21 protein-coding genes are annotated in these 21,388 nt (G+C 41.2%); 1 reads left to right on the top strand and 20 read right to left on the bottom strand.

The window, feature by feature from the left end:
• Positions 1-6 precede the first annotated feature (6 nt).
• The 3 genes from ruvX to mtaB form a co-directional block, all read right to left on the bottom strand.
• Positions 7-432 carry a Holliday junction resolvase RuvX gene (gene ruvX, locus ACSAJE_RS00370; RefSeq protein ID WP_022024664.1) on the bottom strand — a complete coding sequence of 142 codons (426 nt, stop codon included), beginning with the start codon at positions 430-432 and terminating at the stop codon, positions 7-9.
• A gap of 55 nt (positions 433-487) precedes the next feature.
• Entirely contained in the window at positions 488-748 is a 261-nt protein-coding gene (locus ACSAJE_RS00365) for an IreB family regulatory phosphoprotein (protein ID WP_022024663.1), read from the bottom strand.
• 92 nt (positions 749-840) lie between these two features.
• Positions 841-2,229 (bottom strand): tRNA (N(6)-L-threonylcarbamoyladenosine(37)-C(2))-methylthiotransferase MtaB, encoded by a 1,389-nt coding sequence (mtaB, locus tag ACSAJE_RS00360; protein WP_243104007.1) that lies wholly within the window; start codon positions 2,227-2,229, stop codon positions 841-843.
• Between the two features lie 179 nt (positions 2,230-2,408).
• Here mtaB and ACSAJE_RS00355 point away from each other — a divergent pair, with 179 nt between their 5' ends.
• On the top strand, positions 2,409-2,639 hold the full coding sequence (locus ACSAJE_RS00355) for an HPr family phosphocarrier protein (RefSeq protein ID WP_022025704.1): 231 nt from the start codon (positions 2,409-2,411) through the stop codon (positions 2,637-2,639).
• A gap of 128 nt (positions 2,640-2,767) precedes the next feature.
• On the opposite strand, the gene thiI is transcribed toward ACSAJE_RS00355, so the two are convergent.
• The 17 genes from thiI to ACSAJE_RS00270 form a co-directional block, all read right to left on the bottom strand.
• The gene (gene thiI / locus ACSAJE_RS00350; RefSeq protein WP_118690833.1) at positions 2,768-3,952 is read right to left on the bottom strand and encodes a tRNA uracil 4-sulfurtransferase ThiI; all 1,185 of its coding nucleotides are present in this window, start codon (positions 3,950-3,952) and stop codon (positions 2,768-2,770) included.
• Positions 3,953-3,962: 10 nt separating this feature from the next.
• On the bottom strand, positions 3,963-5,126 hold the full coding sequence (locus ACSAJE_RS00345) for a cysteine desulfurase family protein (protein WP_458009410.1): 1,164 nt from the start codon (positions 5,124-5,126) through the stop codon (positions 3,963-3,965).
• Between the two features lie 84 nt (positions 5,127-5,210).
• Positions 5,211-5,954 carry a 16S rRNA (uracil(1498)-N(3))-methyltransferase gene (locus ACSAJE_RS00340; protein ID WP_022025707.1) on the bottom strand — a complete coding sequence of 248 codons (744 nt, stop codon included), beginning with the start codon at positions 5,952-5,954 and terminating at the stop codon, positions 5,211-5,213.
• Positions 5,955-6,048: 94 nt separating this feature from the next.
• Positions 6,049-6,819, bottom strand: a complete 771-nt coding sequence (locus ACSAJE_RS00335; protein ID WP_458009409.1) for a hypothetical protein — start codon at positions 6,817-6,819, stop codon at positions 6,049-6,051.
• 249 nt (positions 6,820-7,068) lie between these two features.
• Positions 7,069-7,995: a hypothetical protein gene (locus ACSAJE_RS00330; protein WP_458009408.1), complete on the bottom strand. Its 927-nt coding sequence runs from the start codon at positions 7,993-7,995 to the stop codon at positions 7,069-7,071.
• Positions 7,992-9,185, bottom strand: a complete 1,194-nt coding sequence (locus tag ACSAJE_RS00325) for a hypothetical protein (RefSeq protein ID WP_118690830.1) — start codon at positions 9,183-9,185, stop codon at positions 7,992-7,994. The genes ACSAJE_RS00330 and ACSAJE_RS00325 overlap by 4 nt, the downstream gene beginning before the upstream one ends.
• The gene (locus tag ACSAJE_RS00320) at positions 9,163-9,909 is read right to left on the bottom strand and encodes an ATP-binding cassette domain-containing protein (RefSeq protein WP_458009407.1); all 747 of its coding nucleotides are present in this window, start codon (positions 9,907-9,909) and stop codon (positions 9,163-9,165) included. The genes ACSAJE_RS00325 and ACSAJE_RS00320 overlap by 23 nt, the downstream gene beginning before the upstream one ends.
• Positions 9,910-9,927: 18 nt before the next feature.
• Positions 9,928-10,890: a hypothetical protein gene (locus tag ACSAJE_RS00315; RefSeq protein WP_458009406.1), complete on the bottom strand. Its 963-nt coding sequence runs from the start codon at positions 10,888-10,890 to the stop codon at positions 9,928-9,930.
• A 2-nt stretch (positions 10,891-10,892) separates the two neighbouring features.
• A complete protein-coding gene (locus ACSAJE_RS00310) occupies positions 10,893-12,029 on the bottom strand; it encodes a DUF5050 domain-containing protein (protein WP_458009405.1) in 1,137 nt (378 codons plus the stop codon).
• Positions 12,030-12,155: 126 nt separating this feature from the next.
• Entirely contained in the window at positions 12,156-12,551 is a 396-nt protein-coding gene (locus ACSAJE_RS00305) for a hypothetical protein (RefSeq protein WP_022025714.1), read from the bottom strand.
• 221 nt (positions 12,552-12,772) lie between these two features.
• Positions 12,773-13,090: a hypothetical protein gene (locus ACSAJE_RS00300; protein ID WP_458009404.1), complete on the bottom strand. Its 318-nt coding sequence runs from the start codon at positions 13,088-13,090 to the stop codon at positions 12,773-12,775.
• An 87-nt stretch (positions 13,091-13,177) separates the two neighbouring features.
• Positions 13,178-15,151 carry a YgiQ family radical SAM protein gene (locus ACSAJE_RS00295; protein ID WP_458009403.1) on the bottom strand — a complete coding sequence of 658 codons (1,974 nt, stop codon included), beginning with the start codon at positions 15,149-15,151 and terminating at the stop codon, positions 13,178-13,180.
• A gap of 30 nt (positions 15,152-15,181) precedes the next feature.
• Positions 15,182-15,988, bottom strand: coding sequence for an HAD family hydrolase (locus ACSAJE_RS00290; RefSeq protein ID WP_458009402.1), 807 nt, complete (start codon positions 15,986-15,988; stop codon positions 15,182-15,184).
• Positions 15,989-16,464: 476 nt separating this feature from the next.
• Entirely contained in the window at positions 16,465-16,953 is a 489-nt protein-coding gene (locus ACSAJE_RS00285) for a hypothetical protein (protein ID WP_022024897.1), read from the bottom strand.
• An 853-nt stretch (positions 16,954-17,806) separates the two neighbouring features.
• Complete coding sequence (locus ACSAJE_RS00280) at positions 17,807-18,868, bottom strand: aldose epimerase family protein (protein ID WP_458009401.1); 1,062 nt, start codon at positions 18,866-18,868, stop codon at positions 17,807-17,809.
• An 80-nt stretch (positions 18,869-18,948) separates the two neighbouring features.
• Positions 18,949-20,388 (bottom strand): Orn/Lys/Arg family decarboxylase, encoded by a 1,440-nt coding sequence (locus tag ACSAJE_RS00275; RefSeq protein WP_458009400.1) that lies wholly within the window; start codon positions 20,386-20,388, stop codon positions 18,949-18,951.
• Positions 20,389-20,491: 103 nt separating this feature from the next.
• Complete coding sequence (locus tag ACSAJE_RS00270; RefSeq protein WP_458010040.1) at positions 20,492-21,361, bottom strand: phosphatidylserine decarboxylase; 870 nt, start codon at positions 21,359-21,361, stop codon at positions 20,492-20,494.
• Positions 21,362-21,388 lie beyond the last annotated feature (27 nt).

The raw sequence follows: 21,388 nt of genomic DNA, 5'->3' as shown, positions 1-21,388 counted from the left end.
CCTGCTCTACCGGTGAGACAATGTATCCAAATAATTCTGCAGGATCAAAGATGCCGCCATCTTATCAATATATTGCTTACGCTTGTCCTTACGTATGCCCCCCTGCTCTAATACACCGTCTGCCTGTGCTGTCGTCAGTCTTTCATCCTGATAGATTATTTCAAGCCCGGTTCTATTTTCAAGCATATCGCCAAATTCTTTTGTCTTCTCGCAACGCTCGCCCTCTTCATTGTCCAGCTTCTTCGGCCAGCCGACCACAATACGATCCACATCGTATTGTTCTATGATCTGTTCAATCTGAGCTAATGTCTGACGCAATTTCGTCGGTCTGTCACGGTGAATCGTAGTAAGAGGCTGAGCTGTCAGCATCAATTCATCACTCAATGCCACTCCAACCGTCTTTGATCCATAGTCAAGTCCTATCACTCTCACGGCTATGCTACTCCTTCTATCTGCTTATGCACTCTTAATCCCCGGCTATTACGTTCTATGAAAAATTATTGCGGATATAATCTTCTAACAATAATTCTATCATCTCATCACGCTCCACACGGCGGATCAAACTTCTTGCGCCCTTGTGGCTGGTAATATACGTTGGGTCACCAGACATAATATACCCGACAATCTGGTTTACTGGGTTATATCCTTTCTCTATCAAGGCACGGTATACCTGTTCTACAACATCCTTAACCTCAATATCCTGGTCCTTCTGTACTTTGAAATATTGTGTATTATTTACTTCCTGCATAAAGGCTCTAACCTCCATTCTCTTTTCACGTACTCTTACCTATCGTCTATAGTAATATAATCAAACGAAAAATACAAGTTTTTTTTGTGGGCTCATTCGGCAAAATGCCCTAACAAAACATCATGCGGTCCCTGTTTTTCCAGCTTTACAAAGACTACTGCACCCTTTTCAAACATCCCATCTGCACCGATCGGCACAGCAACGCGAACGTATCTGGATGTGTAGCCGACAACATAATTTTCGCCATCTATTTCCGTCATTTCCTCTAACAGCACCTGCGTTACCTGTCCGATAAATTGTCTGCGGTACGTTTCCGAAAGCTGCTCTGTCACCGCTAACAGCCGGTCACTGCGACCTGCTTTTTCCTGCTCCGAAAGCTGTTCCGGCATCTTGTCTGCCACTGTTCCCTTGCGTCTGGAATACTTAAACACATGGATCTGCGCAAACGCTGCCGTCTCTGCAAACGCCAATGTCTCTGCAAACTCTTCCTCTGTCTCTCCCGGAAATCCTACTATAATATCTGTCGTGATCGCCGGATTCTCATAATAACGCCGCAATATATGCACGCCTTCCAAATACTGCTCACTCGTATAATGTCTATTCATACGGCGCAGTGTTTCATCGCAGCCGCTTTGCAGGGACAAATGAAAATGCGGACATACCTTCGGCAGTGCAGCCAAATGTGCCACAAACTCTTCCGTAATAATACGCGGTTCTAACGACCCTAAGCGGATCCGCTCAATGCCATCCACCGCATTGGCAGCTGTAAGTAGCTCTAACAGCGGACGCCCTTTCAATTCTAAAAAGGAACTTGCTTTGCGGTCATCTACCCCATAAGAAGACAAATGTATTCCGGTAAGTACAACTTCCCGAATACCTTTCGCAGCCATCTGTTTCAACTCTTGTACGACCTGCGGGATCGGCTTGCTCGTCAGCGGTCCTCGAACATACGGAATGATGCAATAGGAGCAATACAGATTACAGCCATTTTGCACGGTAAGATATGCTCTGGTATGCTCTTCTTCCTGTGCCATCAAAGATTCACCACCGCCAACTCTTCCGGTCTCTTCCCCGGATATCTGCCACACTTTCTCCTCTATGGAAACTCCATTTTCGCTTTGTACCGCATCCGCCACATTTTGCTGCCACGCCTGCTTGACTAAAGTTACAATGGCGTTCTTTTGGTCATTCGGTACAAACAGATCCACGCTTTCATCCTGCTCATCTTTTGCCAGTGCAGAGTCTACATAACATCCCGTAGCAACGATCAATGCCTGTGGATTTTTTTTCTTAGCGCGATGAAGCATCTGTCTGGATTTACGGTCAGCAATATTTGTTACGGTACATGTATTCACCAAATAAATATCCGCCTCTTCCTCGAAAGAAACGATATAATCTCCCGCCTCGATAAATTTATTTTTCATCTTGTCTGTCTCATAAGAATTCACTTTACAGCCAAGCGTCAAAAAGGCAATCCGCATAATTCTTTCTTCCTTTCTCATCCATTTTATGTAAAAATGCTGTTCTCAAAAAATAATCCTGTTCATTTTTGGCTATGTTTTTTCGTTTTCAAATTATTTTTTTAGCAACATTGTATATTGACTTTTTCTTCCATAGTGACTAGTATAAAACTGTAAGAAAGAAAAGGAGGTAAAAAAATATGAAAACAGTAAAAATTTCATTAAACTCAATTGACAAGGTAAAAGCATTTGTAAACGACGTAACTAAGTTTAACACTGACTTTGATTTAGTATCCGGAAGATATGTGATCGACGCTAAGTCTATCATGGGAATCTTCAGTTTGGATCTGTCTAAAGCCATTGATCTGAACATCCATGACGATGACACCGATGAGATCCTTAAGGTTTTAGCACCTTACATTGTAGAGTAATACTCTATATACCATATTGTGTGAGCAGTATCACCTCTTTCCAGCCGGAAAGAGGTTTTTTACATTATAGGAAACTTCACGTTTCCTATAATGTAAAAAACGCTCCACGAGGATGCGATCACTTATGTTTACTCATCAATCTCAATAATCTGAATCGTATCTAATGCAGTCTGTACCATTTCATCAATCTTTTCGGTCAGATTTTCCTCGGATCTGCGAATTACCTTGCAATCCGGTTTTGTAACCGGATGCTTCGCAACAAAGATCGTACAGCAATCTTCAAACGGCTGGATCGATGTCTCATACGTTCCAATCTTTTCCGAAATATCTACGATCTCCTGCTTATCAAATCCGATCAACGGACGATATACCGGAAGTGTGCACACCTCATTCGTTGCTGCCAAACTATGCATCGTCTGGCTTGCCACCTGACCGATACTCTCTCCGGTAATAAGGCCTAAACAATCATTGTCATAGGCTAATTTTTCTGCAATGCGCATCATATAACGGCGCATAATGATCGTCAATTCCTCATGTGGACATTTTTCATAAATATAGAGCTGAATGTCCGTAAAGTTGACCACATGCAAACGGATCGGACCAACATATTTAGAAATGATCTTTGCCAGATCAACTACCTTCTGCAAAGCACGTTCGCTCGTATAAGGCGGTGCATGAAAATATACTGCATCTACATACACACCGCGTTTGGCGATCATATATCCAGCTACCGGACTGTCAATTCCGCCGGAAAGCAATAACATTGCGCGGCCATTTGTGCCAAGCGGCATACCGCACGCTCCTGTGTATACTTTCGAATATACATAAGCTTTATCACGGATCTCTACCCAAATATATACATCCGGATCATGTACATCAACTTTGACATTCTCAAAGCGATCCAGCAAATAACTTCCCATCTCTACACAAACCTCTGGTGAAGTCAGCGGATAATGCTTATCACTGCGGCGGCATTTCACCTTAAACGTAAACGGTTTGCTGCCATATTGATGCTCCACAAAATCTCCCACGCAGACCGTCAGTTTATCCCAATCTTTCTCTTCGATGACATCGACCGGACTGATGCCGGATACACCAAACACATGACTCATGGCATCGATCGCATCATCGAAATCATAATCTCCATCTGCTTCCACAAAAATACGTCCCTGCTCTCTGACAACGGTAAATTCGCCATCAATCTTTGCCAATCGTCTGCGGATCTGTTCGCATAATGCATTCTCAAATTTATAACGATTCTTTCCCTTAATTCCAATCTCTGCGTACTTACATAAAAAAGCCTGTTTTGCCATTGATAACCTCCTACTTTCTAATAAATCTTCGAAGCATCGGAAGTAAATTACATAATTGCTCCAATGCATAGTCAATCTGCTCTATCGTTGTATCTGTCGAGAAACTAAACCGCAGCGTAGAATCTAGTAATTCATCTGCCACACCGATAGCCTTCAACGTACCACTAAGTTCCGGATGATTTGACGAACAAGCCGAACCCGAGGATACAAAGACACCTTTTTCTGCCAGTGCATGCAATAACACTTCACTGCGCACTCCTGCAAAACTTGCGCTGACAATATGTGGTGCTGTCTCTTCCAATGGAAGCCCTGACACGCCATTGACCGTCACATCTTCTAGTACTTCCAGTCCCTCGATCAAATGTTTCTTGCAGGCATACATCTGTTCCACATAGGTTGATCTGTTTTTGCAAAACAGCTCTGCTGCCACACCCAAGCCGGCAATCCCCGGAACATTTTCCGTACCGGAACGAAATCCCTTTTGCTGACCACCGCCGTAAATGAGCGGACGAACTTTCGCTTTGTCACGCATATAAAGGAATCCGACTCCCTTAGGTCCATGCAGCTTGTGACCGCTGACAGACATCAGATCGATCCCCAAACGTTTCGGCACAATATGATATTTGCCATATGCCTGGATAGCATCAACATGAAATAAAATCTTAGGATTGTAAGAATGCACGATCTCCGACAGAGTTTTTACATCCTCCACTGCACCTATTTCATTATTCACTAACATGATCGACACAAGAATCGTTTCTTCCGTCAACGCTTTCTCTAACTCGCTCGGTGAAACCTGTCCGTTTTTATCCACCGGCAGATACGTAACCTGATAGCCCAACTCCTCCAGAAAGGCAAGCGGTTCATGTACAGAAGCGTGCTCTATCCTCGTCGTGATAATATGTTTGCCTGCGCGTCGATTTGCATATGCGCCACCGATCAATGCCATATTATTAGACTCTGTTCCACCTGATGTAAAAATAATTTCTCCGGGAGTGCATTTTAAGTCTTTTGCTAAAATCTCCTTGGTTTCACGAATATACTTTTCCGCATCCATTCCTTTGGTATGTTTACTGGAAGGATTTCCAAAATCTTCCTCCATCACACGAACCATTTTTTCTCTGACTTCCGGAAAAACTCTCGTCGTTGCCGCATTATCTAAATATGCTTCCATTGCTGCCTCCATGTTATCCTAACACTAATCTTCAAGTCCCCCGCCCCTGCATACGACTTTAGGTCAAATGCTGCACCCTGACGGTCATTCACCCTGCATCTGAAACATTAGAATGGATAATAACGCCATTCCTGCTGTTTCGGTACGTAAAATACGTTTTCCAAGCGTCATCGGATGTATGTTTCTCGTCATGGCACGTTCCACTTCCTCCGGTTCAAATCCACCTTCCGGCCCGATGAAAATGCCAAGAGACCGCTGCTTACACGCCTGATCCACAATCTTTCTTGCCTCTTCCATCCCTGTCTGAAGCTCATATGGTATTACATTATAATCAAGTTGGTCTGCCATAGCAAGTGCTTCCTCATAACTTACCGGTTTGTGTACCGTAGGAATGATCCCTCGGTCGCACTGCTTTGCTGCCGCATACGCAATAGACTGCCAACGCTCTAACCGCTTGTTGATCTTTTTTTCCTCAGACAGCTTAACAACTGTCCGTTTTGTCATGACCGGCACAATTTCACAGGCACCCAGTTCCACCGCCTTTTGAATGATCAGTTCCAGTTTGTCTTTCTTCGGCATTCCCTGAAATAAAGTGATCCTCACCGGCAGTTCTGTTCCCGTGGGCTGAACCTTCTCGATCGACGCAACAACCTCATCACTGCAAATAGATTGAATCCGCGATACATAATCCGTTCCGTTCCCATCACAAGCTACGATCCAGTCTCCCACCTCAAGGCGTAATACATTTTTGATGTGGTTGACATCTCCCCCGGAAATGAATACTTCTTTTTCTGCAAGCTGGTCTGCAGATACATAAAATCGATACATAATTCACCTCTACCATTATTTTGGCTATACAGAAAAACTGTCCAACCGCACCAAACAGTTGGACAATCTATTTCTTCACATAAATACGCATTATTTATAGCAGTTGATCCAGTAAATTACTGGTGTTGCCAAGAGTAGAATACGTTCCCTGGCTGCTATATCTGGTTCCTCCGGAAGTCTTATAACTTGCACTATTGGCAAGCCGATATGTTGCTGTTGCCTTATCACCGATCGTATCTCCATAAGAACCACCACCCTGAAACAGTGATTTGATCGTTGACAGGGAAGCTTTCTGTGCCTTTGTCTCATCCAATGTCAAGTTGCCTTTTTTGTCATAACTAATACCAACCTCTGCCAACAATTTGGAATTAGCAGCTGTTGCTTTCAACGCTGACAGATTCTGCTTCTGCACCGTTGACTTCGAGGATTTACCGGTCTGCTCAATGTAAGTATTATACGCACCTACAAAACTCTCCAGTGCTGATGTGATCTTTCTGCGATCCACCGCACTCGTACCATCCTCTGCCGTCTCAACCTTATACAAAGAGTCCTTTTGCAAGGCAGATGCCGCATCCGACAAACTTTTTGCACCGGTCTTGAGCTCCTGCATCTGCTGAAGCTGCTCCTTTTCCTGTGTGCTCATCTGTGCTGTCTTATCGTTTTTATTAGTTTTGTCTGTTTTGTCTGTCTTCTGCGTTGTACCAGCCTCTTTTGCATAATATGCTTTCATCAGCTTGCCATACGCACCACTACGGATCATCGAATAATCGCTCAGAGAGCTGCTCAAACCTCCAAACAATGAGTTCTTGTATGATCCAAATAACGAACTCATCAATCCACTATTATTACCTGTATATAATGACATCGTCATCCCTCCCTTATCAAAAGTAACACAAACTTATTGTGCTACCCTACCAACACCTCTAGTTAATATTATTTTACCCCTTATCACCTCTGTTTGTCAAGTTTTTCTCCCATGAAGGATATTCTCCTGCACTGGAATTTACTTTTTCAAGTTAGCGACAGATTTTCTCCAAGGACGATTTTCTCTCATGGAGGATTTTCTCCAATGGAGATATTATATTTTTTATAACGACTGGTTTCATCCTATATTTTAGGAAATAACCGGATAAACCATGATCCATTTTGCTATTATATTCCAAGTGTCGTACTGCATAAACGCCGCTGCCAATACCGGTCCAAATATGAGCACTGCCAAAATCAGGGCTCCGACCTTTTTGTTTTGTATAAAATATAGAATACTATAGGTCACGACTGCAAAGATCATTGTATTTACTACTCGAAGTAACAGCGTCAACAAATACCAATGAGCAATACTGATCGTGATATGCTTTCCTGCCAAACAGGAAATGCTTTGAATGGGTGCGTCCAAATAAGAAAGTGGCGAAAACTGTCGTATCACCATAAGTTCCTCCACGGCAAACAGAATGACAAATATCAATGTCGCCATAAGGATTGTTCTAAGCTTAGCACCCCATAATCCTCTTCTGCCTTCTCTGGTTACACTTATCGTTGCCAATAACTCTTTTGGCTCACAGCATACTAACAACACGATCAGCAAAAAAACAGACAACATCAAGCCCCACTGCGTTCGATCCATGCGAAATAATTGATCGTAATAACCATCAAAGATCATCCAAGAGCCATTTTTTCGTGCTGTCTCGTATTTTTCATAGATCATATCAATTGCTTCATTCTTATCATTCATCATATGATATTCGTCACGATATTTCATATACTCATCGACGCTGATCTTCCCCTGCGCATATTCATCTTCTTTCTGCGCCTCCTCCTCTAACACGGCATCCTTTCTCTGTTTCAGCTCTTCAATCTCTTTTGCGGTAGATGCCGTCAATCTGCCACCGATCTTTTGATATATTTCCTGCTGCTTTACAGTATTTCTTCCCTTTTGTACACTAGAATTCTGTGTCCAAAAGAGCATCAGGAAAGCCAGGTGGATAACGACAAAGCATAGCAGCACTCTACCGTTTAAGATCTTTTTCCATTCAAACCATATCATTTTTTACCACCTCTTTTGGTCCACAACAATAGCATAATACATATCCCAATAAGAATAACGGCGATAAGCAGCGGGAAGATCACCATAGAATATTGATACTGTCCTAATTGAATATACCTCGGCTGCTGCGCAAAATATTTTATCTGAAATAATGAAATCGGATTACCAAGTTTTTCGATTTTTAATAATCGATAAAATTCCGGTCTCGGCAGGAAATACCGTTCTCCCGAATCCACCAAAAAAATGCTGTTATAAAGTACCACTTCCATAACATCCGGAATGATCCCCAGTATAAAAATGACCAATGCCGCTAACAGTGCAAAGATCCCTTTGCGCGTTAATTTGGATAACAACATGGTGATCACTGCGATGACAATCGTGGCAAGTGCAGATGCTGCGATCTGTCGCAAAATATAACCAAAGATCGTTAGTCCTGAAGCGCACATTTGATACCCCTCCACCAAAAAGAGCGGACTGCTCCAGTCCTCACTACGCATACCAACAGCAAACCATTGATATGCCAAATAAATACCCCAAAAATAAAAATTGGAAATCACAGACCAAAAAACTCCATGCAATAACTTCGTGAGTATAATTCTCTCTCTTCCTTTGCGGGTGACATGGACAACATCTGCCAAATGACTCTCCCACTCTATGGAAAAAGAATTGCTAAGGACAAAGATGACAAACAAACAAGGCAGTACGCCATATAGTTCACAACAAACGGCAGCCGTAAGCTTTTTTTGATCAACAATTGTTGTATTTTTTTCTTTATGGTAACCCACCAATTCTCCCTGATAATCAGAAACCATCAGCTCCATATTACTGTTTCTCTTTTGGATACAGTCAATGCAATCGATCGCTTCTCCTAAAAATCCATATTCGTCAAGCTTCGTACCGGCATATTTCCCCGGCTTCTTAATTTCTGTTTTAATCGGTGTCCCATCCTCACGATAAAGCTCTGTCTGAAGCTGATCGACTTCCTCCTGCAGCTTTTGCTTGTCAGCTAAGGAAATCTGTTGGTCTTTCATCTTTGTAAAGAAAATTTCCCTTGTATTTTTTTCAAAAACATATCCGTACTCATTAAAATGCATTAAGCCAATTGCCGCAAACGTCAGCAATAGCAGCATAAGTAACGTTCCCCAAGTAAGCACATACTTTTTGCTTTCAAATTTCATTCCCTGTATCATGTAATTTTCTCCCCGTCAAATGCAAATAATACTGTTCTAAGCCGGTCAGTTCCTTATCTTCTATCTGCTTCATATAATAAGACATTGCATGATTCTCCAGAACCTTTCCTTCATTCATAACTAATATATAATCTGCCGTCTCTTCAACATCAGAAACAATGTGCGTGGATAAGATCACTGTCATCTTCTTGCCGGCTTCCTGTATCATCCTCTTAAACTCCGCGCGCTCCTCCAGATCCAGGCCAACTGTCGGTTCATCTAACAGCAGTATTCTTGGACTTTCTAAAAAAGCCTGTGCAATGCCAAGACGCTGCTTCATTCCACCGGAATAAGTGGCGATCTTATTATCTTTTACATCATATAGATTTACTCTTTGCAGCAATTCATCAATCTGACGAGTGTTCTTACGATCTCCCCCCTTTAGATAATGCATGTATTTCATCATGTCATATCCGGTAAAATGAGTATAGAATCCGATCTTTTGTGGCAGATAACCTACCATAGAATGATACCCTGCCAGATCATCAAACACATTTTTCTGCTCGTAACAGATTGTTCCTGCCGATGCCTTTAAAACAGTGGCGATAATATTTAACAATGTCGTTTTTCCTGCACCGTTCGGGCCCAACAAGCCGTATACTCCTCCTGAAAACTCTTGTGACACCCCCTGCAACACCGTTTTTTTACCGTATTGCTTACTAATGTTTTTAATCTCTAACTTCATGGTTTTAGTCCTCCACCTTTACGGTTGAATTTTATACTTGTCTGTAACATACGAACTATCAACATCGCCCCCTTGTTCATACATGTAAGCAAACACTACATTACTCTTAGCTGAATTCACAGATATTTTTTTACTTATTATTTCATTTGGTTTTTGTCTCCAAAAGAAAGAATAATTGCCATCCACCTTAATTGGAGAGCCATCTACAAATATCATCCCAACATATACCTTCGACTTTCCTAATGCCCCTAAATAAATATGATCTGAATTTCCCATATCTAATATATAATCAAATTTCGGCATACTTTTTTCTTCTTTCTCGGAAAGCCATACAGCTTCTGAATCATTTTCTTTATCGATCTTGCGTGATTTCATATGTATGAACTTTTTGCGAGGATTCGCTATATTAGGTAATGTTCCCTTTATCTTATATACACCGGCGGACTCTCCAACCAACACTTGATCCAGCGAATCATTCGGAATATTATCCGGATAATAAATCATAACCATTCTAAGCTGATTATTTTTTCTGTTAAAACTTTTTGCCGAAAATTTAATGTTCAACTTTTCAGAAGAATTTGGGTTCAATAAAAAAGCACCTGCCTTTTCTTCCCCTCCTTCGATATGTTCTATTTCTTGATAACAATCGTTCACAAAAACCGCTATAATATAGTTCAACGTTGTGTTACAGTTATTGATACATTCAAGATTAAATTCATATTTCCCATCTCTACTAACTTCAATTATTTGATCATTCATAATTGGCTGTTCAGCCTTATCGTATAAATAAAACCCCGCTGAAGTTTGCTTTATCGGACCATCACTTACAGGTGTATTCTCTGCATCTACTCTTTTATGTACTTTGTTCAAATGCTTCTCATTTTTGTGATTCCTGTTCACGAAAAATATTATACTGCCAAACAGCAAAACACCTATTCCAAATACAATTGCAAACTTAACAAAAATCTTATCTCTAATCATCGTTAGCCCTCCACCTTTTTCGGATAATCGAGACGTTTTTCGCCACTTCCATCCTTCTTAACGCAGTACAAATGTGTAGGACGCGCGCCCACTTGCCCCTCTTTTAACTGTCCTTCATATTGTTGAATTACCAGCCAATCACTCTCCGGACACACGTACATTGCTCCCATCGCGCACTTTGTAACTTCGTTGCTTTTGTTTGACGCAATATCTAACACTCTCAAAGAAACATCCTCATCATTTAAGATCACCTGATAATAAATCTTGTTGTTTTTTTCATCAATGTTAAATAAATATACCTCATCCAACACCTTTTCTACGTGATGGTCTGTTAAAGAAATCCGCTTTAAGGCATTTTCCACCTCAAAACGACCCTTTTTATCATATTCCATGCACCGATAATATAAATAATCCCCACATATCTGTGGCGACGCTGCCTTTTCATCGCAAAAACGCTTTTTATCGCTGCCATCCAAATTTGCTTGATAAAGTAACAGATCCTCTAAGCAAAAATATATTTTATCTTTATAAAATGTTACATATTCATATGATACCGGTTTATCAAGCACCTGCTCCTCCTTAGACGGATCATCGATAGAAATTCTATAAATGCCAAAATCATTCATAAAATATAAATATTTCCGGTAGCCCCATAGACCTCCAATATGATTTTTACTTCTGTAAATGCAGGTGATCTCATTATTTTGTATTTTCCAAATTTCACTATTATCTGTTCCACTGACTGCAAAAACAACATCGCCATAGCTAACCATATAACTTAATTGCTGATTTGTAATGCAATCTGTCCCATTATGTAAGCAGGAGCGTTTATTACAATAAAATTGTAGTTTTTGTGTGGAATCATCAAAACATAACATCTGCGAACCGCTATCATCTCTGTTATCTATTACCACCCCACGTCCTTGTACATATGCCTGATCTCCACCATTTTGAAGATTGCCTGAAGTATTTCCAATTCCGCTGTAATCAACTGCTATGGAAGTTTTTGTTTTCGTTGAATGATCAGCCTGCCGGACATTTTTTTCCACCGGCTTTCTCGTCGCTATTAGCGCCAAAAATATTCCTATTATGATAACTACGCCACAACACAATCCAATAATTATCTTTTTGTTTTTCATAAAGACACCCCTATTTTCCATTAATATGTAGAGATTACAATTATTGCTCTATCCTGTCCACTCAAGAGAAAACACGGTTGGTTTTGTTGTTAAATCAACCGCTTTTCTCCAACAACCTCTCTGCAATTATTCTGAAAGATTAACACTAAAATTTCCAAAATTTGAACTTGTAACATAAAATTTAGCAGAAATTCTCTTTATTGAGCCTGGCTTATAGTGTTCACCAGCATAAGATACGGTATACGCATTGCTCGCCGACTTGCTTACCCCCATCTCTCCACCACCGTCTTTTTTGACAATGTTAATATTTTTAATTCCTAATTTCTCAACCTTATTTCTGGCTGATATTTTTAAATAAGCTTGGGAATATGTAGTCGAACCTCCTTGTCGGGAAATAGAACATGTCACTGATGTCTTACCTAACTTTCCACCTTTCGTTTCATATGCGCCTGCTAAACTTACATTAGCAATCATGCATGTAATAGCCACAACAGATACCATTTTTTTGATGTTTTTTTTCATACGATTTCCTCCTCATATTGATTTGTAATGAAAATAAATATAACAGAATTAATAGAAACTATTTTTAATAGAAACTATTTTTAATAGAAACTATTTTTAATAGAAACTATTTTAATTTGTATTATACAATACATATCATTGTATGTCAAATATTTTTTTAATAAAGTATACAATTTTATATATGAACTGAATTGAAAAGCTTAAATGCAATTTACAGCGAATCACTCATACAGCTTTCGACCTCTCTTTTTTTCTTCTTCCTCCGTTGTCTTTAGGATGTCCTCTTCTAATCTACCATTTTCCCAAAATTCCCACTTTTTAATAATTTTCCGAAACCATTTACTTTCCTGACAAGCCATAATAGCTGCCCCAAATCTTGCCAATTCAGTTGAACAAGTCGTTCCCACATAATGTCCCTCTGCTTTTTTACGAATTTCCTTCACATCATGTAATTCATCCAAATATGCATTAATCTTATCAATGTCATAGTTATTAGCTTCAATCTTTTCCTGATCGAATTCTATTATTTCCTCAAACATTTTTCTTCCTTTCTGTTGTTCAGGATCATGTGTCATCCCTATGAGTTCTGTGTTCCGTGTATACTTTTTGTTGTTGGTCAAAATAGGCTATTTTCTTCTGCTATTGCGCCCGGAACGCTTCTGCCCACCGCTTCGATTACGATCCACGTTCGATTTCCTTTGACCGTTTCTCTCTGACTGCTTTCCGGACTTAGTCTCATTATTCGAGCGTTTTCCTGTTTTTCCCTTGTGGGATACCTTCTTCCCGCTATGCTCCATCCACTTTTCTTTGCGCGGATGGATCAGACATTTCGCATCATATCCGATCAGATCGCGACGGTCTGCTTTGATCAGGGCTTCCTTGACCAGATCATAGTTGTCCGGATTGCGATACTGTATCAACGCACGCTGCATTGCCTTTTCATGCGGATTTTTAGGCACATATACCGGTTCCATTGTGCGTGGATCATATCCGGTATAATACATACACGTCGAGATTGTGGATGGCGTCGGATAAAAATCCTGCACCTGCTCCGGCATATAACCAAGATCTCGTAAATATTCCGCTAATTCCACTGCTTCCTTTAGTGTCGAACCCGGATGGGAAGACATCAGGTAAGGCACCACAAATTGTTCTTTACCAACTTTGCTGTTGATTCTCTGATAGCGTTTCAGAAAACGTTCATACACTGCATTTTCCGGTTTACCCATCCGCGTAAGGACTGCATCAGAAACATGTTCCGGTGCGACTCTAAGCTGTCCGCTAATATGATATTCGCATAGCTCCTTCAAAAAGGTATCATCTTTATCTGCCATCACGTAATCAAAACGAATTCCTGAGCGAATAAATACTTTTTTCACACCGGGAAGTTTTCTCAACTTTCGAAGGAGTATCAGATAATCATCATGTGTTGCAACAAGGTTATTGCAAGGTTTTGGGAACAAACACTGCTTACCGGTACAGACACCATATTTTTTCTGTTTATCACAGGCTGTACGCCGAAAATTAGCTGTCGGACCACCTACATCATGAATATATCCTTTGAATTGCGGATCTTCTATCATCTGCTTTGCTTCTTCAATGATCGACTCATGACTGCGCACCTGAACCACTCGTCCCTGATGAAAGGTCAGCGCACAAAAGCTGCAACCGCCAAAGCATCCGCGATTGCTTGTCAAGCTAAATTTAATTTCATTAAGTGCCGGAATACCACCATCTTTTTCATAGATAGGATGGTATCCCCTCATATATGGCAGTGCATACACATCATCCATCTCTAATTCCGTAAGTGGAGCAGCCGGTGGATTTTGCACAATATATAAATGGTCGCTGTACGGTTCTACCAATCTTTTTGCCGTGACAGAATCGGTATTTTGATATTGTATATAAAAACTTTTTGCATATTGTTTCTTGTCGCTGCAAATGTCATCATACGATGGCAGCATCTGTGCATCGTACACTGCATCTAAATTTTTAGCACGATAAACACATCCATCAATAAATGTAATATCTTCTACTGCAATCCCACTGTCCAGTGCTTCTGCCACTGCAACTATCGCGCGTTCTCCCATGCCATATATTGCAATATCTGCCTGCGAATCCACCAAGATCGAATGTTTCACGCTGTCTGACCAATAATCATAATGTGCCAATCGGCGAAGACTAGCCTCGATTCCTCCGATAATGATCGGAACCTGTTTATACACTTTACGGATCAAATTGCAATAAACTACGGTTGCATGATCCGGACGTTTTCCAATAACGCCTCCCGGAGTATAGGCGTCTTGATGGCGTCTTTTCTTGGAAACAGTATAGTGATTGACCATAGAATCCATATTGCCGGCAGACACCAAAAATCCTAAACGTGGTCTGCCAAACACCTGCACACTCTGCTCGTCTTTCCAGTCCGGCTGGCAGATAACACCAATCCGAAAACCATGTGCCTCTAACACACGTGTAATGATTGCCATTCCAAAAGACGGATGATCTACATAAGCATCTCCACACACATAGACAAAATCAACCTCATCCCAGCCTCTTTTTCGCATATCCTTTTTGGAAATTGGTAAATAATCGTTCATTCTTATCCTCCGTTTGATCGTCTGTTAAAACTACACAAGCTGCAAATATCGAAAAGCATTATAAAGACCATCTTGCAAGATCGTATCTGTTTCAAAGTCTGCGGCATCTAAAACCGAAGCTGCACTGCCACCCATGGCAATTCCAGTGCCGGCATAGGACAGCATCGGCAGATCGTTTGTACTGTCACCAATGGCAATCGTATCCACTTTTGCAATTGCAAAATGATCCATCAAAAACTGCATACCACTGGCTTTGGAATATCCCATTGGAACAACTTCATAAAACCCATTACCACGGTCAATAAAGGTGAGGTCATGTTCAAACATTTTTAGAAAACGTTCCGTATCACTTCCCGGTGTATCACAAATACAAAATTTATCAAACGTCAGATCATGTGCATCCTGTGGTGTCACAAGAAAAAGATTGGGAATGACACCCATTTGTTCTTCTTTGAAATCGCCTATGTGGCTATGATATGTTTGTGAACTATAGTATACAGCCCCCGTGCTTTCAAGGATCCATTCCAGATTACAGTCATGTAACGCTGCTAATATGCGATTACCAAGATCAAACGGTATCGTATGTTCAGCAAGTACATTATCGTGATACGTAATATATGTACCACAGCCACAGACAAGACCATCCATTTGCAACTGTAAAATAGGTTCGTCAATCTCAGCAAGCGCTCGTCCGGTATTAATAAAACATAAGTGACCGTTTTGTTGTAATTTTCGAAGGGCGGTACGTGTACTATCCGGAATAATACGACCATCACGAGCCTCCGTCACAATCGTGCCATCTATATCAAAAAAAATCAGTTTGCGTTCTGTATGCATATGCAGCCTCCTGTGCAACATTAATGTCCAATTTAAGTTCTTAACCATAATAGCGAAAATACAGATGATGTGCAAGTAGACCTAGAAGATGACTGATTTTTCTTGGTTTGGTTGGCTGTTTTTTTGATTTCGGTTATTTCAGCTTGCCTTTTCGAGTGGTTTGGGTGACTTAATTCTCATTTTTCGGCATTTCAGCTTGCCTTTGCACTGCTTCGGTTGACTGATTTTGTGATTTTGGTTATTTCAGCTTGCCTTTTCGGGTGGTTTGGGTGACTTAATTTTCATTTTTCAGCATTTTAGCTTGCCTTTGCGCTGCTTTGGTTGACTGTTTTTGCAATTTTGGTTGTTTCAGCTTGCCTCTTCGGGTGGTTGGGGTGACTTAATTCTCATTTTTCGGCATTTCAGCTTGCCTTTGCACTGCTTCGGTTGACTGATTTTGTGATTTTGGTTATTTCAGCTTGCCGCTCCGGGCTGTTTCAGCTATTTAGCTTTTCAAGAACGGCACGGTATACCATTACCAAGTAAGCATCGATAAAACAATAGCGATTGGTTAAATATTCGGTTAATTTGTACAAAAAGCTGATGCCTAATACAGCAAGACTAATGCATGTAACAACATAATCTAATTTCAATCCGATCAGCAAAAAATTAGCGATCACATATACGATTGTCACCGGCACAAAACTTTGACCTATCCGCAGTGCTTTATATAACGCCTTTAGAAGCCCCTCTGCCCTTTGTGCACGTCTATCCGGGGACTCGGCCATCAGATGACGGTACATTCTTTGGTACACCGGTTTATTGACAAAAGAAAGTTCATTTGGCTTTTGTCCTTTCAACTCTCTGCGACTTAGCGCAACATATCTCTTATACTCATGCTTTCCAAAATCTTTTCGCAAACACTTCTGAAATACACTTTTCATTACTTTCCACCATTTTGTATAATATTTATTCAAACTTTCCATACCGCAAATCTCCCACAACCACATATTACTTATTATGTCGGAAAATAATAGCTATTTTGCAGCCGACAAAGTGAATTGTCCTACCATCAAGAAAACTAAGACAATTGCCGCAGAATGCAGAGTTTTTACGTGATTTCTTATTTTGTTAAGTCTCTGATGAATACATGCCTGAAGGAGTGTCTGAGATGTCCCGGTTTAGTAAGGTATCATCAATTTTTGGACGGGACGCTTTCGCTACGATGCGCTACGTCACGTTACTTAATGTCTCTGAAATACGAGACATAAGTAACGACGAGCGCAAAGTCCCTTTCAAAAATGATGAATACCTTGCTTCCGGGACATCGAGTTCTCCGCAAGGCATGTAAATCAACCATCAGAGACAACAAAATTTAGAAATCACTGTAAAAACTAATTGCGGCAAGGCAATTGCTATAGTTTCCTGATGGCAGGACCCATAATATAGTGGCTGCAAAATATGTCAATACTACCGACATAATAAGCAATATGTGGTTTTGACAGTGATTTCCGGTATGGAAAGTTTTAATTATTTATATGAACGTTTTCACAAAATGTTCATACTTTTACCACAAACCGCACACAGTTTTTCGGTAACTTATTACTTGTAAGTTGATTACATTACTTACTTTTTTCATAATCATTTTCATTAACGGGACTTGGCAGATCTCCCTCCGCCAAGTCCCCCTCCCATTTTAAACACATATTTAATGCACACCCAACAAACAGACTTCTAAAAATACGCATTTCATCTGATAAATGCTAAAAATGTACACTTCAACCGGTAGCTTCCAAAAAGCACAAATCAATGAATAAATTCCAAAAATACGTGCTTCAACTAATAAATTCCAAATCGGAACACTGTCGTTGATTCAAAGGTTTCCCCTGCTTTAAGGATCGGTGATGGGAATTTTGGCTCATTAATTCCATTTGGGTACTGCTGTGTTTCAAAGCATAAACCACCGAAATTTCCATAGGTAATGCCACCTTTTCCACCTTGTTCTACAAGCTCTTTCGCCGTATACAACTGTACACCCGGCATATCTGTAAACACTTCCACAATACGTCTACTTTCCGGATCTCTCACAGCAGCTGCATAGCAGATCTCGCCCGGATTGCCCGGTAAAATATAATTGTGATCATATCCGGATACTGTCTGAGCATTTGCATCATCTTCACCGATTCTGGAACCAATGTCATGAAACTCTCTAAAATCCATTGCTGTTCCTGCAACATCACAAATTTCTCCCGTTGGCAGTCGTTTTTCATTGATCGGTGTATATTTTGCTGAAGCAATCTGCACCTGTGCACCCAACACATCTCCGGCAGCCTGTCCACCACAACCAATATTAAAATAACTGTGATTGGTGATATTTAATATTGTATCGGCATCACTCACCGCATTATATTCAATCATTAACTCGTTGGCATCATTCCAAGTATATGTGATCGTAAGTGTCAGATTTCCCGGAAATCCCTGCTCGCCATCCGGACTAACTCTTGAAAATGATACACTTGCATCATCCTGACTTATCGCACATTCTGCATCATACATCAAATAGTTGTAACGTAAGAAACCGCCATGCAAACAGTTTGTAGCATCATTATTATCCAATGGATACTCTTTACCGTTTAATACAAAGCAAGCGTTTGAAATACGGTTTGCACAACGTCCTACCGGCGATCCAAAACTCGGCACATTGCTCTCATAGCCACTTAATGTATCATAGCCCAGTACTACATCCTCTAATTTTCCATCCTTATCCGGTACAATAATGCTTTGGATCACTGCACCATAATCCAAAAACGAAACACTGGCTCCCTGTCCATTGGTCAATGTATATTTTGTGACCTGTTTCCCCTCTTTTGTTACACCATAATTTTCTTTTTCGATTCCCATAATTTCCTCCAATCCATCCCATTATCAGCAGTTCATCTCTAAGCACGGTTTACCATGCCATTTCGAGTATAGCAAATGCATTATTCTTTGACAAGCACTGACACTTTTGTAATGTTGTATTCCTCAAACTGCTGAATCATGTTCTGCGTAATGATTTCTCCACACACGGCAATCGGTACTGCCGGCGGACACGACACCGTCTCAGCTCCGCAAATACGTCCTTCTGCCTGCGATACTGCGATTTCTTCACATTCTGCCATTACCGCCTCTCGTATTGTACAGGCTCGTAATGCAGGAGTGCTGATCCTTGTCGCTGCCTCAGGCACTGTCTCCTTAGCGTTTTCTTCACATGGCGGATGCAAATACCGTCCCAAATGTTCTGGCATCTGCTGCCTCAACTCGACTTTCTGCATTCTATCAAACGTCCGTGCAAAGTGTTCGATACGCGCCAGATCTTGTTCTGTATTTTCCGGTGTCCCCATCAATACCACATACTGATGATCTGCATATTCACACTCTATCTGCGCTTTTCTCATCTGCTCAGCAAGCCTTTCTCCATCCAAACACATAGCTGCTGCACAAATGGTCAGCTTAAGCGGCTCCTGCCCGGTTAACGCAAATCCACACTGTCTCAGCGTTTCTCTACATTGCTGAAAACGTTTAACAAACGACTGTAGCCGCTCCGGATAATCGTCTGCCAAGTAATGATTACAATAATCCAAAGACTGTAATATCAGATACGATGGGCTGGTCGAGCCAAACAGTGCCATCGCCCGCGGTATCCGTTCAATTGAAAAATCGGACGCCTGTTTCGCAATGTGTAAATATGCTCCCCCGGTCAACACCGGAAGCGTTTTATGTGCTGAATCACAGCATATATCAGCTCCAAGCTGCATAGGATGCAATGGTTCCTGCAAAAAATTCAAATATGCACCATGCGCATTATCGACTGCCAAAGGCAGATCATATTCCCTGCACACTCCGGACAGACCGCTAATATCCTGAATATTTCCCAAATAATCCGGCGAGGTTATATACACACCTATCACATTACCACATAGCTCCTGTAATGTCTGCCGCAGTCTTTGAGGTGATACGACAGCCGTACATAGATGGGAGTCTTCTCCCTGCAAAAATATAATATCCACATCCAGCAATGCACACGCATCGATCATTGCCCGGTGAACATTACGAGCCGCCAATATTGTCGGCCGCATTGTCCGCTGCCAGCGCCCGGTGCGTTTTGCCCTCTGCAGCAACGCATCGATCATAACCTTAATGCACAGTGAAGATCCCTCCGTCGAATAAAAAGTGTGTCCTGTGTTAAACAACATTGCGGCATTCTGCTGACTTTCTCGAATGATTCCTTCTGCTGCATGTAACACATCTGCTCCCTGTACCTCTGTAATATCTTTCGGTTCGCAACCCAAAAACACATGCCCTTTATGACCGGGCATGTGTAATCTGCTGCACTTCCTATTTTGATAATCTTCTACAAAATCACAAATCGGTGTTCTCAACAATATTCTCCTCTTAATCCTATTGCCATCCTTCGCATCCGTTAAACTGCACAACCCCTGTTGCAATTCTACGTATCCGGTAAACTACACAACCCCTGCCAATTCAGGCTTTTAGACCGGTTCCAATCTTTTCTCCCTGTTTAACAACCGTCTCAATACCTTCTGCACTATTTTGCCAAATATCCTCATCTATGCGTACCTGACCTGCTTGTACCGCTACAATGACCGTGGAGCCGCCAAATTCAAAATATCCTTTTTCTTCCCCGCGAGATACCGTTTGCTCGACGTCATGATTCACAATTCTGCCAACAAGCAATGCCCCCACTTCCATCAACAATAAACGGCCAAAATGTCTGCTCTTTTGAATACAAAACTCTCTGGTATTTTCTTTATAGATCGGATAATGTTCTCCTGCCACAGGATTCACGGTATGATATACTCCCGGAATATGAAACTCTCTGGAAACTTCTCCATCATCCACAAAGGCATATCGATGATAATCATCCACCGTCAAACGAAATACGCACAGTATGCCCCCTTCATATTCTTTGGCAACTCTCTTACTTCTTGTCAGAGTTTCCATCGTATACTGTGTATCTTTGATGCAAAACCGCGCTTCTGCTGTAATCGGATACACCGAAAGTTTACTGTCACACGGTGCTGTAAACGCCTCTGCCGCCTCTGCAAACGGTCTGCTGCCCGGACAAATCTTCCGTGTAAAGAAATCATTATAACTGGTAAATTCCTGTTTTTCATATTGTGACAGATCGATATGATTTTTTTGAACAAATGGAGGAATCAACACAGTAGACAATCTTGAGTCCATAAAGTATCCTACAATCTTAGAAACAGCAGGCTGAACTAACACTGACAGCAGCTTGCGCCCCAGTGCTGTTCCATACAATTTTTGCAATAAAGCATCCTGCTGCCCGTTCGCACAGACTTCCTTGCCTGTCCGGTCTTTATAACGCATCACACGAATCCTCCCTTACAATAAGTC

Source organism: Jutongia sp. SJQ-6 (genome assembly GCF_054161275.1).
The sequence above is the reverse complement of the archived record's forward strand: the minus strand, read 5'-3'. Positions and strand labels throughout refer to the sequence as shown.

Coding starts and splice junctions, on each gene's coding strand:
- ACSAJE_RS00365 (WP_022024663.1), bottom strand. CDS start 748: ATGCAGGAAGTAAATAATACACAATATTTCAAAGTACAGAAGGACCAG.
- mtaB (WP_243104007.1), bottom strand. CDS start 2,229: ATGCGGATTGCCTTTTTGACGCTTGGCTGTAAAGTGAATTCTTATGAG.
- ACSAJE_RS00355 (WP_022025704.1), top strand. CDS start 2,409: ATGAAAACAGTAAAAATTTCATTAAACTCAATTGACAAGGTAAAAGCA.
- thiI (WP_118690833.1), bottom strand. CDS start 3,952: ATGGCAAAACAGGCTTTTTTATGTAAGTACGCAGAGATTGGAATTAAG.
- ACSAJE_RS00345 (WP_458009410.1), bottom strand. CDS start 5,126: ATGGAAGCATATTTAGATAATGCGGCAACGACGAGAGTTTTTCCGGAA.
- ACSAJE_RS00340 (WP_022025707.1), bottom strand. CDS start 5,954: ATGTATCGATTTTATGTATCTGCAGACCAGCTTGCAGAAAAAGAAGTA.
- ACSAJE_RS00335 (WP_458009409.1), bottom strand. CDS start 6,819: ATGTCATTATATACAGGTAATAATAGTGGATTGATGAGTTCGTTATTT.
- ACSAJE_RS00330 (WP_458009408.1), bottom strand. CDS start 7,995: ATGATATGGTTTGAATGGAAAAAGATCTTAAACGGTAGAGTGCTGCTA.
- ACSAJE_RS00325 (WP_118690830.1), bottom strand. CDS start 9,185: ATGATACAGGGAATGAAATTTGAAAGCAAAAAGTATGTGCTTACTTGG.
- ACSAJE_RS00320 (WP_458009407.1), bottom strand. CDS start 9,909: ATGAAGTTAGAGATTAAAAACATTAGTAAGCAATACGGTAAAAAAACG.
- ACSAJE_RS00315 (WP_458009406.1), bottom strand. CDS start 10,890: ATGATTAGAGATAAGATTTTTGTTAAGTTTGCAATTGTATTTGGAATA.
- ACSAJE_RS00310 (WP_458009405.1), bottom strand. CDS start 12,029: ATGAAAAACAAAAAGATAATTATTGGATTGTGTTGTGGCGTAGTTATC.
- ACSAJE_RS00305 (WP_022025714.1), bottom strand. CDS start 12,551: ATGAAAAAAAACATCAAAAAAATGGTATCTGTTGTGGCTATTACATGC.
- ACSAJE_RS00300 (WP_458009404.1), bottom strand. CDS start 13,090: ATGTTTGAGGAAATAATAGAATTCGATCAGGAAAAGATTGAAGCTAAT.
- ACSAJE_RS00295 (WP_458009403.1), bottom strand. CDS start 15,151: ATGAACGATTATTTACCAATTTCCAAAAAGGATATGCGAAAAAGAGGC.
- ACSAJE_RS00290 (WP_458009402.1), bottom strand. CDS start 15,988: ATGCATACAGAACGCAAACTGATTTTTTTTGATATAGATGGCACGATT.
- ACSAJE_RS00285 (WP_022024897.1), bottom strand. CDS start 16,953: ATGGAAAGTTTGAATAAATATTATACAAAATGGTGGAAAGTAATGAAA.
- ACSAJE_RS00280 (WP_458009401.1), bottom strand. CDS start 18,868: ATGGGAATCGAAAAAGAAAATTATGGTGTAACAAAAGAGGGGAAACAG.
- ACSAJE_RS00270 (WP_458010040.1), bottom strand. CDS start 21,361: ATGCGTTATAAAGACCGGACAGGCAAGGAAGTCTGTGCGAACGGGCAG.